General features: G+C 51.7%; 15 protein-coding genes. 13 read left to right on the top strand and 2 right to left on the bottom strand.

The window, feature by feature from the left end; translation table 11 throughout:
• Positions 1–241: 241 nt before the first annotated feature.
• Both AC1XYH_RS08120 and AC1XYH_RS08115 read right to left on the bottom strand, forming a co-directional pair.
• Positions 242–1369 (bottom strand): hypothetical protein, encoded by a 1128-nt coding sequence (locus tag AC1XYH_RS08120; RefSeq protein WP_143520324.1) that lies wholly within the window; start codon positions 1367–1369, stop codon positions 242–244.
• Positions 1370–1613: 244 nt separating this feature from the next.
• Entirely contained in the window at positions 1614–2153 is a 540-nt protein-coding gene (locus tag AC1XYH_RS08115) for a DUF1523 family protein (RefSeq protein WP_096346773.1), read from the bottom strand.
• Between the two features lie 279 nt (positions 2154–2432).
• Here AC1XYH_RS08115 and AC1XYH_RS08110 point away from each other — a divergent pair, with 279 nt between their 5' ends.
• The 13 genes from AC1XYH_RS08110 (at position 2433) to AC1XYH_RS08050 (ending at position 14752) form a co-directional block, all read left to right on the top strand.
• The gene (locus AC1XYH_RS08110) at positions 2433–3437 is read left to right on the top strand and encodes an ATP-grasp domain-containing protein (RefSeq protein WP_483326327.1); all 1005 of its coding nucleotides are present in this window, start codon (positions 2433–2435) and stop codon (positions 3435–3437) included.
• A 51-nt stretch (positions 3438–3488) separates the two neighbouring features.
• The gene (locus tag AC1XYH_RS08105) at positions 3489–4625 is read left to right on the top strand and encodes a trypsin-like peptidase domain-containing protein (protein WP_483326085.1); all 1137 of its coding nucleotides are present in this window, start codon (positions 3489–3491) and stop codon (positions 4623–4625) included.
• A 73-nt stretch (positions 4626–4698) separates the two neighbouring features.
• Positions 4699–5832 (top strand): phosphoribosyltransferase domain-containing protein, encoded by a 1134-nt coding sequence (locus AC1XYH_RS08100; protein WP_096346770.1) that lies wholly within the window; start codon positions 4699–4701, stop codon positions 5830–5832.
• Positions 5822–6580, top strand: coding sequence for an HAD family hydrolase (locus AC1XYH_RS08095; RefSeq protein WP_096346769.1), 759 nt, complete (start codon positions 5822–5824; stop codon positions 6578–6580). Before AC1XYH_RS08100 ends, AC1XYH_RS08095 begins: the two co-directional genes overlap by 11 nt.
• A gap of 10 nt (positions 6581–6590) precedes the next feature.
• Positions 6591–7667 (top strand): cysteine protease StiP domain-containing protein, encoded by a 1077-nt coding sequence (locus tag AC1XYH_RS08090; protein ID WP_174959119.1) that lies wholly within the window; start codon positions 6591–6593, stop codon positions 7665–7667.
• The gene (locus AC1XYH_RS08085) at positions 7668–8609 is read left to right on the top strand and encodes an HpcH/HpaI aldolase/citrate lyase family protein (RefSeq protein WP_096346767.1); all 942 of its coding nucleotides are present in this window, start codon (positions 7668–7670) and stop codon (positions 8607–8609) included.
• A 174-nt stretch (positions 8610–8783) separates the two neighbouring features.
• Positions 8784–9392: a TerD family protein gene (locus AC1XYH_RS08080; protein ID WP_096346766.1), complete on the top strand. Its 609-nt coding sequence runs from the start codon at positions 8784–8786 to the stop codon at positions 9390–9392.
• Positions 9392–10597, top strand: a complete 1206-nt coding sequence (locus AC1XYH_RS08075; RefSeq protein WP_483326084.1) for a TerD family protein — start codon at positions 9392–9394, stop codon at positions 10595–10597. Before AC1XYH_RS08080 ends, AC1XYH_RS08075 begins: the two co-directional genes overlap by 1 nt.
• A 48-nt stretch (positions 10598–10645) precedes the next feature.
• Entirely contained in the window at positions 10646–11095 is a 450-nt protein-coding gene (locus AC1XYH_RS08070) for a tellurite resistance TerB family protein (protein ID WP_096346764.1), read from the top strand.
• 10 nt (positions 11096–11105) lie between these two features.
• Positions 11106–12155 carry a TerC/Alx family metal homeostasis membrane protein gene (locus tag AC1XYH_RS08065; RefSeq protein WP_096346782.1) on the top strand — a complete coding sequence of 350 codons (1050 nt, stop codon included), beginning with the start codon at positions 11106–11108 and terminating at the stop codon, positions 12153–12155.
• 19 nt (positions 12156–12174) lie between these two features.
• Positions 12175–12750, top strand: a complete 576-nt coding sequence (locus tag AC1XYH_RS08060; protein WP_096346763.1) for a TerD family protein — start codon at positions 12175–12177, stop codon at positions 12748–12750.
• A gap of 27 nt (positions 12751–12777) precedes the next feature.
• Positions 12778–13356 (top strand): TerD family protein, encoded by a 579-nt coding sequence (locus AC1XYH_RS08055; protein WP_096346762.1) that lies wholly within the window; start codon positions 12778–12780, stop codon positions 13354–13356.
• A 259-nt stretch (positions 13357–13615) separates the two neighbouring features.
• On the top strand, positions 13616–14752 hold the full coding sequence (locus AC1XYH_RS08050; RefSeq protein WP_096346761.1) for a lysozyme inhibitor LprI family protein: 1137 nt from the start codon (positions 13616–13618) through the stop codon (positions 14750–14752).
• Positions 14753–14846 lie beyond the last annotated feature (94 nt).

The following is a 14846-nucleotide window of genomic DNA, read 5'->3' as shown; positions in this document are numbered from 1 at the left end:
CGATGAGGCATTCGTCCAATTTCTGGAGGCGCTGTTTTTCTCCAGTTTCAGGCTCTTGGGCTGAGGCAAGGAACTGCTCGGTATGAATGGAAGAAAACGTCTGCGGGTTCTAGGTCGATTCAGGCGCAGCCGCCCCTGGCTCAATTGCCTGGGAGTTTCTGGCTGCTCTCCTTCCGTGATGCCTCACGCATAAAGAAATTCGCCCATTGAGCGAATTTCTTTTGGTCTGCGAACTTCGCGTTTAGCTTCGCGGGACCTCGACCAGTTCGTTACCGTCGATGCGGTAATTGAGGGTCATTTCTTGCGTCGGACAGCACATCGGATCTTCAATGCTGTGAATGAGGGTTTTGACCGAGATGATGCCATTCTCGACGGCCAGCTCAGCAGATTGAGAGTCGACAATGGTGTTTGCAACGAGCTGATACTCGGAACCAGTGTGCAGGAATACCGCAAGGTATCGGGTCGCGATCTCACGCTCCATAGTGTACAGAACGGCAGCATCCTCCGTTGTCTTCCCGACGATGCGTGCCTTGAGGACGCTGCGGGCATCAACATATTCGTTTGCACCTGTCTCGTCTTTTACTGACTCGACGAGCGATGAAATAGCATTATCGAGCGTGCCCCCGGCCGGAACTTCATGGATTTTTCCGGCGGGTTCCGGGTCCGGTGTGTCTTCGACAGGGTCGGTGGGCATATCCATCATTTCCATCACGTCACCAAGAGTCATAATCTTCTTTGCTGAAGCATGAGTATTGGTGTCTGGGATACTCGCGCGGGGGTTGGCCATCAGGTGATCGTGATAGAGTATGTTGTAGCTGGCGACTATCTTGCGAACCGCGCGTTCACTCTTTGTTTCGTCCTTATGGAAGAGACCGTAGAAGAGTTCTTCTGTGTCATTGAGCTGAGTAAGGTCGGCGATAAAATCTTCTGTTTCGACAGTGAGCTGCATCATCCCGCGGACGAGCGCGAAGGACTTCAAGTACCCTTTATCCTGAACGGCAAAGACCATTGTCAGGGTGTGCCCCCTTCCGATTTCTGCGCTAGCCTTGACCAACCTCAGGCCGCTGCTTGCGCGAACTTTAGCAGCGTAATCTGCAATTACATAGTCGATGTCGATATCTGAAAGGAGGTCGTTGTCTTCGAGTGCGTCTTCGAACTCTAGATCTATATCAAATCCCATTTCAGAAAACATTGATCTGATTCGATCATAGGGAACACCGGCCTCAGCGGGGCCCGATATTGGGGTGTAGTGCCAAAGCGTCAGCTCCTCAACGGCGTCACGAGCGTTGTTGGAGAAGAGATAGTAGGGGGTATACAGACCTAGCGAAATGCAGGTTAAAACTAGCCAGATTTTGAATGCTGTGCGCATATAACGTCCTTGCTGGGTGTGAGCGTCCGAATAGCCGAAAAGGAGCTGCTCCAAATTATCCGTAGCGGTCAATTGATACCGACCAATATTTTAAGTTTTTCTCCGGCTGTCACGGCGGTTAGCACACGTTAATAATTGCCGGGCTTGCGCGCGATACAGCTGATCAGGCACTCAATTGCCTACTATAAAGCTCTAACTCCTCATCAATATGGCTTAGAGTATCTCCATTCACATCAAACCAGCTTTAAAGCTGTTCACGTAGCGCCTTCTTTTTACCCAAACGCAGCAATTTGATCGCGATCGTAACAGCCAACATGCCCAAAAGAATGAATAACGCTATGTTAAAAATAGGCAAGGGTTCGTTACGATCCTTGGTTGCCTCGACGTGTGTGATATTCGGGAACATAGATAAGATCTGGATGCGCCAGCCGTAATATCGGATCAATGCGAGCTGGGTGCTATCACGTGAGAATCCCTGCGCGCGTGCCTGTACATCAGCTGAATCGAACTTGAAATACCACGGGAATCCCCAGCCGGTATCCTCGTTGCGATAGACCCTGACCTGTTTCGTATCTGGGTTTTCGGTATTGACGAAATAGATGTCTCGGGTAGGTCCTTCAGCGGGGTTCTCTGCATTGATAACACCATCATCATCAACCCGTTTGACTTCCACGCCGGTGACGTACACGACGTCATGCCGGGGCAACACGTAATAAAGGCCTGTGGCGGTAACGGCGAGGGTAGCTAACACAATAGCGGCAGTGAGCCGCTTGATCCATTTCATCAAAGTTACTCCTAAAGGATGGGGGGATGATAACGGCCCCGAAGCCATTACCAAGGTAGAATACTAAAGACTTGAGCAAAAGTTAGCGGAAATCGTTCTGGTTCATAGCTGTCGGCGATAAAAAAACGGTAATATCAATGGATCTCACAGGCTGCACCAGCTAAGGCCGGTTATTCCAAAAAGGCCGGCCTGATCTCCATCAGGCAAGTCACTCAATTGGCCGGTAATGATTGGCATGCGGGGGCGTTAGCATCATCAACATTTGCCAAGAAGAAAATCATGCTTTTATTCCTTGAGGGACAGTCGAGTCAGCGTGACGTGATCGCTGGCGCGAGAGAAGCTCTACCGGCATCAATTCGCATCTTTGCCTCTCATAGACAAGACCGTCCCGAGATTACGGGTCTTGCTGATGTTGCTTGGACGGAGCCAGCTGACGATTTGGAGCGAGTTGGCTGGGCGATCAACAAAGCTGTAAGCAACGGCATTAAAGTGGTGTTGGCTGGTAAATCCGGACAGCTTTATGAGGCCCACCGGGGTTGCTTCGAGGAGCATGGCATCAACCTAGTGACGGGGTGCATATCCTTAGAATGGCTTCAGATGATTGAAGACAAGGGGCGATTTACTGCCGAAGCGATATGTAGTGGTTTGGCTTGTATTCCAGGAATCCCCGTTACAACATCCGAGGATTTGTTGGTTGCCTACCGTGATCTGGCAGAGCACGGCCCGGTATGCGTCAAACCGGTGGTTGGAATTTATGGGCAGGGTTTCTGGAGGCTCAGTGAAAACACTGATCCATTTCGCTGTTTCGCAAACACAGATGTTCGTGAAGCAAACTTGGAGGTATTCGCTGATCTCTATGCACGGGCGAAAAATCCAAAACCCCTTCTGGTAATGCCTTACATGGCTGGCAGCGAGTGCTCGATTGATATGGTCTGCGAGGGAGGGAGCGTGATTGCCTATGTTGGCCGGCGCAAGCAAGGCATCTATCAAACATTCGAGCGTGAAGGAGGCGCCGTAGAGCTTGCGATTCGTGCTGCTACGCATTTCAAATGCGATGGTCTCGTGAACGTTCAAACCCGCGATGACGGCAATGGTGTTCCGCACCTACTTGAAATTAATCCGCGTTATTCCGGTGGCATCGGTTATACCCGCGAAGTGGGGGTTAATTTGCCTGGAATCTTCGCCACCCGCAGGCTCAAGCTCCCGGAGCCAACCTCAAGATGGAAAATGGGCGTTCGCGTCAAAGCTATTTCTGTAGCGATCCCCATGGACGGCAAATGTTAGTCTAAAGCTTGCCGAACTGTTATCGTGATTTAAAATGTGGAGATGACACGGATGATTTTTCTCTCGCCTGGGGCAAACGTCAGTATCGGTGGTAGTAACTGCAGTTGGAGTATGGAGAGTGACCGCGGAGCGCTTTTAGGCGATTACGCTGGTCTTGCGCTTTTGCCTCTTGACGGCAAGCGAAACCCATGCGGCAATCCAGTACTGTTTCAGTCACCACAACCATGGATGGAATGGAGCGGTGGCCCTGAAAAGGCTTTCTGTAGAATTTCCCTCGATAGTCTCCCTCAGGGCTGTGAGAAAGTACTGATTGTAGCTTACGTTTACGCGGCGGCCGGGCCAGTTAGCGAGCTTGGCTCGGTGCACTTGATCGTTAACGAGCGTATTGAGCACAAACACAGTCTATCTGGCTTTGGTGAGTCAGCCATTGTCCTGGGTGAGCTCTATATTCGAAATTCGGAATGGAAATTCAGGGCTTTAGCAGAAGGCTCGGCGTATGGATTGTCCGCCCTTGGTCGTCGATTGGGTTGTGATATAGATGATAGTCATCCTAATGACGGGACACAGCGGACAGAAGCTACGAAATCTGAGACGGCTACCGGAACAGGTTTTGCCGTCAGCCCAGTGCACATTATGACTTGCGCCCACGTTATCGATAGGATGAGTGCCATATCGATCGCTTCTTTCGAGGGTCGATACCGGGCGGAGCCGGTGGTTGTGGATGAGCGGAACGACATCGCTTTGTTACGAGTCGATGGCGCAAAGCCACTGTTTCCAGTTACGTTCCGAGAAGGAAAAGGGTGCGAACTGGGCGAGACGGTCGTTGCGCTGGGTTACCCTTTGTCCGGGCTGGCTGGCCGAGGACTACACGTCACGAAGGGGGGTGTTTCGGCACTCTTTGGTATTCGTGACGACTCCAGTCTCCTCCAGTTTACGGCAGCGATCCAGCCTGGCTCAAGCGGTAGCCCGTTGTTCGACAGTTCGGGATTAGTAGTAGGTCTGGTCAAATCTTCCATGGCTGACGCGCAGAGCATGAATTTTGCTGTAAAGGCAGCACTGGTGTTGGCATTTCTAGACGCATCAGGCACGGGGGCATTGCGGAAGGTAGCCAGTACGCAGAGGTCCACTACGGAAATAGCCAGGGATGCGCAAGCGTCGTTATGGCGCATTGAGGCAAGTGCTTTTTAAGGCAGCTCTTTGATTTAAAAAAGTATCGGCAGGCTGTTAAGGCCCCCTGCCTCAACAAACAGGGAAGAGTGCTATGAATAACGGTACTACGGCAGACGTTCAGACGCTGCAAGCAGAACTCACGCGCGGCCGACTCGAAGTTAGAATTGAGCAAACAGACGTCGATCCCAATTCCTTATTTGGTTTCGCAGAGCGTTGCAATCCAAAGCGTGCGTTTCTTTTTGTCTCAAAAGTCCTTGGGCGCCACATCCCAGCACGGCCCTCCGTTATTTCAGAAAATTTTGACAAACTCGCCGCGCAAATCCCCGAAGACTTGCCGGGGCCGGTTCTCGTGATGGGCATGGCTGAGACCGCAGTCGGGCTTGGCGCTGGTGTACACCGGGCGTTGAGTCGAACTCGTACAGACTCCGTTTACATTGTGAGCACGCGCCACCCCGTCGGCACCGAAATCTTCGCTCGGTTTGAGGAAGAGCACAGCCATGCCAGTGCGCACCTCGTTCACCTCCCAGTAGATTTAAATGCTCGTGAAATGATGCTAAATGCCAGATCTTTGGTAATGGTGGATGACGAAGCCTCGACGGGCAGAACGTTTGTCAACTTGCATAAATCGTTGGTTGATGCTGGCCTGACACAAATAGAACGTGTTGTTACCGCGACCCTTACCGATTGGTCTTCGGGTGCGGTTATCAAAAGTATGGGTGCTACCGCGGTACAAGTTTCACTACTTGAAGGCTCGTACGCATTTCATACAAACCACGATGCCAAGCTACCAGAGATGCCAAAAGTTGGCACTGTGGCAGCTGGTGAATGGCCGATTCACGCAGAACGGGACTGGGGACGACTTGGCGTCCGTGGTGACAAAGACACGCTGGGTCTGGACCTAGTGGTGAGCCCTGGTGAGCGCGTCTTGGTAGTTGGGAACAGCGAGTTCGTCTGGCGTCCATTTCTGCTTGCGGAACGCCTTGAACGCGCTGGCGCTGACGTGCATTTTAGCTCCACCACCCGATCGCCGATTGCTTTAGGGCATGCGATAAAACATGCCCTTTCATTCTCTGATAGCTACGGCTTGGCGATACCGAATTTTCTTTACAACGTGGCTCCAGGTCAGTTTGATCGCGTCCTGATCTGTAGCGAGACCCCTAGTGATGCAGTGGATAAAACTTTGATCCAAGCTCTCAATGCCGAGGTGATTGTTGATGCCTCCTAATCGTCCCCTTGCCTTCGTAGATCTCGATGACACGCTTTTTCAGACAGCCCGTAAAATGATCGACGGAGCGCCACGTCATGTTGCAACCGTAGACATGGAGGGCAAAGCCAACGGTTATATGTCGCCTGTTCAGAAAGCATTTGTCGAATGGCTGCTAGCAACTGCTGATGTGGTGCCGGTGACGGCACGCAGTGTTGAGGCCTATAGTCGGGTGCAGCTGCAATTTACGCATGGCGCCATCTGTGCCCATGGTGGTGTGCTTCTTGCCCCGGATGGATCGCCTGATGCCGACTGGCATGCCTTGATGACGACATCTTTGGATGATTTCCAAACTCGGCTAGTCGATCTCAGCGAGGCGACGCTTGCGATTGGTAATGAACTCGGTATTTCGCTGCGAGGTTGGGTTGTTGAGGAGGCGGGATTGCAAAATTATGTTGTGACCAAACACAACGGTAATGACGACGATGTGCTTATTCAAATTCTCGAGGCTGTTCAGGCACGAGCTTTACTTGAAGGTATGTATGTACATCGCAACAGCAACAATCTTGCTTTTATACCCCTGGGTCTTGAGAAGCGCTTGGCAGTTCAGGAGTGGTTGCGCCGCGACCGTGCTGTGAATGGCGAGCGGCCGGTCCTTGGCTTCGGGGACAGCATTTCAGATCTCGGCTTCATGAGTGACTGCCATTTCTGGGGCGCGCCTGGTAACAGTCAGCTGACGAAGGTTGTCAAAGGTGTCGCTCTTGCATAGCTCCTTTGCCATGATGGAGACCGTCGGGAGCGGAAGTTACGACGCAACGGATGTTCATTTCCTACTACGCAAAGTCGACATTGAGCCGACAGATGTGATGGAAAAGGAGCGACTGATTCAAAGTCGACGGCGTCACTATTCTGAGATGATCAGCCAAGAGAAAGCTCCCAGCGACGTACACAAGCAGCTGTACGCGAGTGCTATGCTGCAAAATAGCAGGCGCATGGCGACAGACGTTCAAGCCTTGGCCCTTGCGCTGGATCGTGAATACAACGGTCCTTCAGTAGCGCTTGTCTCATTCGTTCGTGCCGGAATACCGCTTGGTGTCCTCCTGCGGCGGGCGCTCGCGGATTTAGGTCGCGAAGCGCATCATTACGGTATCAGCATAATCCGGGATCGTGGGATTGATAAGATTGCCTTGGAGGCCGTGATAGAAGCGCATGGCGCCGAGAACATCGTTTTCGTTGATGGCTGGACCGGAAAAGGGGCGATATCCGGTGAGGTCAAGCGCAGTCTTCAAGGCGATGCCCGTTTCCCTGAGCAGCCGCGGCTTGTGGTACTAGCAGATCCGTGCGGTAAGGCATGGCTATCAGCCTCCGCGGACGACTGGGTCATTCCTTCAGGTATTCTTGGAGCAACCGTTTCGGGCCTTGTATCTCGCTCGATTTGGCCGACTAACGGTGGGTTGCACGGTTGCATTGTTTACGAGCACTTGCGTGAGCACGACGTAACCCGGGCTTTCGTTGACAAGATAAACAACCTGCGAATTAATGTCTGCGGTATCGAGGCGGCAACGCCGTGGTCCGAGTCGCAACGCGGGGTATTGCAAGAGGCTGCTTTTGGGGTGATCCACCAAATTGCAAAGAAATTGAGCATCTCTGATCTAAATCATTTGAAACCAGGTATCGCGGAAGCGACCCGCGCAGTGCTGCGGCGGGTCCCGGAACATGTTTTAGTCAGGGACAAGAGCGATAATGATGTTCAGCTTTTGATGCACCTGGCAGAGCAAGCAGGCGTTCAAGTGGAAGAGGGCGGGGCTTCTTTAGGGCCTTACCGAGCTGTGACGGTGATAAGGAGTGTCAGCTAAATGAATTTGCTCTCGCCGTATGCGCTTGGGGCTACTTTGTATATGCCTGCAACTCGACTGGACATCTTGGATGTCGTTTATGGCGGAAAATTGCCAGAACTGCGGTCGCTTGTCGTTTGTTTGGAAGATGCAGTTTCTTCAACTGACGTGCATGTTGCTCTACACAACTTGGATCGATTGCTAGTGAATATCCAGGCGCGGGGAGGTCGTTCTGCACATGGTCCGTTGCTATTTGTCAGGCCCCGGGATTCAAAAATGGCAGCAATCTTGAATGATTGGCCACTGATTGGCTTGGTGGATGGCTTTGTTGTTCCTAAGCTGACTTTAATTAACCTATCAACTTGGGAAGCAGCGGTGACTAATCCTGGGATCGCTTTAATGCCAACCCTGGAAACACCTGATGTCTTCAACCCGGCGGTGATGGCGGAGTTAGCCCAAGCACTGAAGGGGGAGTTCGATCAACGCATTATCGCGCTCCGTATTGGTGGAAACGACCTGATGGGCTGCTTAGGCTTGCGCCGCAGTCCATCGATGACCCTATACAAAAGCCCGATGAGCTATGTTATTCCGATGCTCGCCGGTGTAATGGGTGCGGCAGGATTCTCTCTGACGGCACCTGTCTTCGAGCAGCTTTCCAGTCCTGCTCTATTAGAGGAGGAGCTGGAGCTTGATATCGCGCACGGCCTCGTTGGTAAAACTGCCATTCACCCTTCACAGATCCCTATAATCCATAGAGCATTGCGGGTGAGCGTAGACGATCTCAATAGCGCGCGAAGCATCGTCGACGAATCTGCGCCTGCGGTGTTTCAGTTCAACGGCGCAATGTGCGAACCTGCTACACATTACAAATGGGCGCAAAACATTCTGGAGCGAGCAAAATGGCACGGTGTCCGCCAAGAGATAACCGAGGCCAGCTTGCGCTTAGCTGAAGCAGTTCAATAGGTATTTCGGCCGCCCTGTTCGAAGCCAATCATACAATGGCTTCGGCAATGGACAGCCAAAGCAAGGTTCGACTGCGCCGCTGTCTGGTGACGCTGATGGGAAGTACAGAGACAACTGCCGTTAGGTGGGCCTCGTGCAATAAACGAAAAAAAATTTACCGACAAGGAGTGTAACATGGCGCTTTCACTGGCTAAAAACCAAACGATTTCACTTGAGAAAACGGCCGGCAATGGACTGAAGAAAGTTCGCATGGGAGTGGGCTGGGACCCCGTTCAGAAAGCGAAGTCTTCCGGTGGCTTCCTAAGCCGCATGCTGGGCGGCGGCGGTAGTAGCGACTCTATCGACCTCGACGCTTCCTGCATCATGATGGATGAAAACAAAGCAGCGATCGATGTTGTAATGTTCTCCCAGCTCAAATCGAAAGATGGATCGATCAAGCATTCTGGAGACAATCTGACCGGAGAAGGTGACGGTGATGATGAAACCATCTTTGTCGACCTGCTGAAGTTGCCTACTGCGGTAAAGTACCTGGTGTTCACCGTCAACTCATTCCGAGGCCAGACGTTTAACGAAGTTGAAAATGCATATTGCCGCATCGTTAACGAGGAAGGGGATGAAGAGCTCGCTCGCCTAACGTTGTCCGAGAAAGGTAGCCACACAGGGATGATAATGGCTTACCTCACGCGTACTACTGGGGGCTGGGACATGACTGCGGTGGGCCGAGAAGCAAACGGGCGTACTGCTCGTGATCTCGCTACCGAGGCTGCTGGAGTTATCGTCTGATGACCACTTTGACTCCAGGGGCAAACGCCCCTCTATCTACCGCATCTATATCGGTGACCGTCAGCTACTCACCGGACGTGGGTGCGGATATCGACGTGTCCGCATTCCTTCTTGGCAGCGACAGCAAGGTTCGTAGCGACGAAGATATGTGTTTTTACGGCCAGAAAACCATTAGCAACGGGCTGGTGCAGATGACTGAGGCAAGCGCCGGTCGAGCGGTTTTTACACTGGACCTTTCACGGATTGAAGCTGCGGTGGAGAAAGTTGCGCTAACCGCAACGATCCATGAAACTAAAATTAGTTTCGCCTCAGTTTCACATCTCTCCGTGAGCGTTACCGGGGGCATTGAAGCACCAATCCCGACAGCAGGCATGCGTGAATCAGCCTTGATCCTTGGCGAGTTCTATCGCCGTCAGGGCGCATGGAAATTTCGTTGTGTGGCACAGGGTTTTGAAGGCGGTTTGGAACCACTGGCAAAACACTTCGGTGTAGAAGTTGCCGCAGCTCCATCTCCATCTCCAGAACCCAAGCCGGCTCCGGCTCCGGCTCCGGCTCCGGCGCCATCTGGCACACCAGCTTCGACCCCGACCCCGTCTCGTGTGAATTTGAACAAGATTACTCTCGACAAATCACGCTCCAGTATTAGTCTCGAGAAGAAGGCTGGTGGTCAATATGGACAGATTCGAATCAATCTGAATTGGGCTCAGCAGCAAACCAGTGGCTTTCTGGGTTTTGGTAAGAAAGCTTCGGTCGATCTTGATCTGGGTTGCTTGTTCGAGTTGCAAAATGGTCGTAAGGGTGTAGTCCAAGCTCTCGGCAAAGGCTTCGGCGCGTACAACCAGGCACCGTTCATTCAGCTTATGGGCGACGACCGCACGGGCTCGGTTAGCGACGGTGAGTGGCTGCATATCAACGGTGACCGTTGGAGCGAGATCAAGCGAATTGCGGTTTTTGCGTTCATCTATGATGGCGCACCTAACTGGTCGGCAACCGACGGCGTTGTCACACTGTTCGCACCAAACCAAGCCCCGGTTGAAGTACGAGTTAGCGAGGAGGGCGGAAAGCTTGGATGTTGTTGTATTGCTCTTCTTGAAAATATCGGAGGCGACGTTAAGGTCACCCGTAGAGTCGACTTTCACCGGGATCAGGAAAAGCTCGACCATGCCTATCAGTGGGGACTGTCCTGGCGCGTAGGTTCCAAGTAAACAAATGGCTGTGCCTTACCGGCTCGCCTTCATCAAAAGGAGTGCTCAATGCTCGACTGGCTAAAGAAAAACGCTACAGAAGCACGTGAACGGTTGGCAACTGAAGTGACTAAATTCAAGAATCGAGAATTTATGGAAGCCGTTGTCGCCGGTTGTGCCCTGGTGGCCGCTGCTGATGGAAACATCAGCGCGGAAGAAAAACAAAAGATGATCGGCTATATCCAGAATTCGAAGGAGCTCAAGGTTTTTGACACAAAGGACGTGATTCAGTCATTCAATGAGGTCTGCAGCAACTTTGATTTCGATCCTGCGATTGGACGAGCTGAAGCTCTGAGTATCGTGGGCAAGCTCCGTAAGAAAGAAGATGCTGCGCGTCTGCTGGTGCGTGTATGTTGCGCCATAGGCGGTGCAGATGGGGATTTCGATCAAAGCGAGCAAGCTATCTGCCGAACGATTTGCAACGAGCTCGGCTTGAAGCCGAGCGAATTTGATCTTTGAGGGTATTACCTTGGAAAACACAGTAATCGGCTTTCCTCCGCTCACTATGGCAGTTTTCGCTGGCCTTGCGATATTCGCGCTGGCAGTCGACCTGTTTACCCACAAAAACGACAAGCCAGTAACGTTGCTCAACGCTTCGCTCTGGTCGATCTTCTGGGTAGTTATCTCGCTCGCATTTGCGGGCTTCCTGTACTTCGATCATGGCCCTGAGGTCGCTAGTCTTTTCATCACGGGTTACGCTCTTGAGAAAGTACTAAGCGTCGACAACCTCTTCGTCTTTATGGCTATCTTTGCTTGGTTCAAAATACCAGACGCCCTTCGACATCGTGTCCTTTATTGGGGCATCATCGGAGCGATCGTTTTCCGTATGATATTCGTCGCGATCGGCACCGGTCTGTTGGCTTTCGGACCGTGGGTAGAAATCGTGTTCGCACTGATCGTTGCCTGGACGGCGGTGATGATGCTGAAAAGTGGTGGTAACGATACTGAAGAGGAAGACTATTCCAAGCACATTGCTTATCGTTTCGGGAAAAAGCTGTTTCCCGTTTGGCCAAAGCTGTATGGCCATAACTTCTTCGTCCGTCGTGAGGTTTTAGAGGACGAGCTTAAGAAGCCAGAGAATAAGGGCATGTCCCTGGCGACCAAGGGTACCGTGTTTGCCACGCCGCTATTTTTATGCGTATTTGTCGTCGAGATCTCTGACGTTCTGTTTGCATTCGACTCGGTACCTGCAGTTATTGCGGTGAGTCGTGAGCCACTGATTGTCTATTCGGCTATGATATTTGCAATTCTTGGTCTACGGACGATGTATTTCGTCCTTGAAGCATTGAAGCGGTACTTGGTGCACTTGGAAAAGGCTGTTGTAGCTCTGTTGTTCTTCATCGCTGGTAAGCTGGCTTTGAACGCAACCAACCATCTGTTCCACCATGGATACGATATCGACCCCAATACCAGCCTGATTATAGTGCTGTTTGTACTGATGATCGGTATCGTAGCTAGCGTCATCTTTCCCGAAAAAGAAGACGACTCGAACGTAAGTAATCCCAACGAAAACGTTTAACCATAAAAGGATTTGTCAAATGGCTCTCTCATTGCAAAAAGGCGGAAACCTGTCCCTCTCGAAAACAGACCCAGGGATGACTAAGACTCTGATTGGTCTGGGCTGGGACCCTCGCGCGACTGATGGCGCTGAGTTCGATCTTGATGCCAGTGCCTTCCTTATAACTGCTAGTGGCAAGGTTCGTGGCGAAACCGATTTCATTTTTTACAACCAACTGAAGAGTCCGGATGGCTCCGTAGAACATACTGGTGACAATCGTACGGGCGAAGGCGATGGCGACGATGAAATTCTGAAGGTCGACCTGTCCCGCGTGCCGGCTGATATCGACAAAATAGCTTTCACAGTTACCATCCATGAAGGCCAAGCGCGTAACCAGAATTTTGGCCAAGTTGCCAACGCGTACATTCGTATTGTTAACGAAGTATCCGGGTCCGAAGTCGTGCGCTATGACCTGGCTGAAGATGCCAGTGTCGAGACTGCAATGATCTTCGGCGAGCTTTACCGTAATAACGGTGAATGGAAGTTCCGGGCGGTTGGTCAAGGTTACGCTGGCGGCCTGAAAGCGATGGCTAATCAGTTTGGAATCAACATCTGACGCATCACCACGACAAGGAATATCGCAATGGCTGTAAGTCTAAGCAAAGGCGGCAACGTTTCTTTATCCAAAGAAGCCCCGGGCTTGTCCGAAGTACTTGTTGGATTGGGCTGGGATCCAAGAGTGACCGACGGTGCTGAATTCGACCTCGATGCTTCAATTTTCGTTTGCGGCGAGAACGGCAAGGTATTGAACGATTCTTCATTCATCTTTTACAACAACAAAATGTCGCAAGACGGTACTATCGAACATTTGGGCGACAATCGCTCCGGTGCTGGCGAAGGTGATGACGAACAAGCTGCGATAAAGCTGACCGGGCTGGCTGCCGACGTGAAAAAGCTCGTGTTCGCGGTAACAATTCATGAAGCTGAATCCCGCAAGCAGAGCTTTGGCCAAGTTTCAAACGCGTTTATTCGTGTGGTCAACAAGGCTGACGGTAAAGAAATCGCTCGCTACGATCTTTCGGAAGACGCGAGCACCGAAACCGCAATGGTGTTCGGCGAACTGTATCGCCACGGCGATGAGTTCAAGTTCAAGGCAATCGGCCAGGGCTTTACGGGTGGTTTGAAGCCGCTGGCTGAAGCCCATGGCGTAGCCATCGGCTGATCTATAGCAGCATGAGACCCCTGTCCCTTGGCAGGGGTTTTTTATGGACAAAGGAATGTACCAGTGGAAAAAAACCATGATTGCCGCCATAGCTTATCTTTGCGCAAGGCTCGTCTATATGAGCAATGTTGATCGTGTTGCGTGCCTTTCGGGACCGATGTGCGATGACAAGCTGCTCGATTCGCTAACCAAGCACTACTAAAGGGCCCAGCCATCCGCAGACCAACGGGACTGTGGACGGGGTTAAAGAAGAATAAAGATGAGAATGAATCTTATAGTAGGTCTAATGGTACTGTGTGGTTTGCAAGCCGCCCAAGGGGCGAGTTTCGATTGCGGGAAAGCATCCAATTTTGCGGAGAGAACAATTTGTACGGTGGAGAGCTTGTCTTTAATCGACGATCAATTAGCCAGCATTTACCAAGAGTCGCTTTTGTACTCATCGGACCAGGAAGCATTGAGACAGGAGCAGCGCGATTGGTTGAGGTCGCGCGACGCGTGCGAGGCGGATGCAATTTGTCTACAGCGAGAAATGAGCGATCGGCATATCGCTTTACTTGGTATCGTTCAACAACAAGGGGAAGATCAGCAACGGGTGGCTCCAGCGGTATCAACACAATCCAGCAGTCACTCCCTAAGTCCTGCTACGGCCGTAATTGAGCAGCCGCTTGTAAATCCGCCCGGTCATAACGTAACAACTCAAGACCTAATCCCAGAATCGAATTCGAGCCAATTGGGCAGTCTTGCGGCTGAACCAATTATTCACACTGCGGCATATGTGCCACCCATGCGGGGATCTGATTCACCTGTGCCTAACTTCGACGTGCCGATTGAAGCGACGTCGAATGGAAACGATCAGTCGATGCTGTTGAAGCTTGCTTTGAAGCTCACTGCAGTCGCGCTTTTATTGATCGTGCTGGTGTCGATTTGGCTGCACCATGACGGGCGCCTGACCATCTATAGCGACTACACTGATGCAGCATACACAAGCGCAGCGCCTCTCATTGGGCTTTTAGTTTATTGGCTAGCATCGTGGCTTGAAGTGCCGGAAGCACCAGCTAAGATCACTGGCATTGTTGTATTCGCTGGACTAATGGTTCAAGTAGTGAAATCTACATACCAGCAGAATGGAATGTCAGGACGTTTTGTTCTTGCCCTGGTCACCAAGATGGCGGTCATAGGGGTTTACTACATCATCATGGCTGTGCTGCTGGCAGGGATGTGTAGTAATGGTCGGAAGAAAGGAGAAAGCCAGCGCGCTTACGAGGCGAGGTGCCGGCGAGAGGCGAGGGAGGCTAGAGCGGGGATGGTAGCCGTCACTACAGGGTTCGTTTTTCTCTCCGGCTGGATCTGCAGAGATAAGCAATTTACTGACTTCGGAAGATACCTCAAACCCTGAGTTTGTAATTTCAATCAGGTGAGCGCGTATTTGGCTTCAACGATCTTGTACGAAGCGGCCAAGGTAACTGTCGCTTTATAGCGCGTCTGACTCG

Source organism: Pseudomonas sp. GW-45 (assembly GCF_056896675.1).
This window is presented reverse-complemented; position numbering and strand designations above follow the sequence as displayed.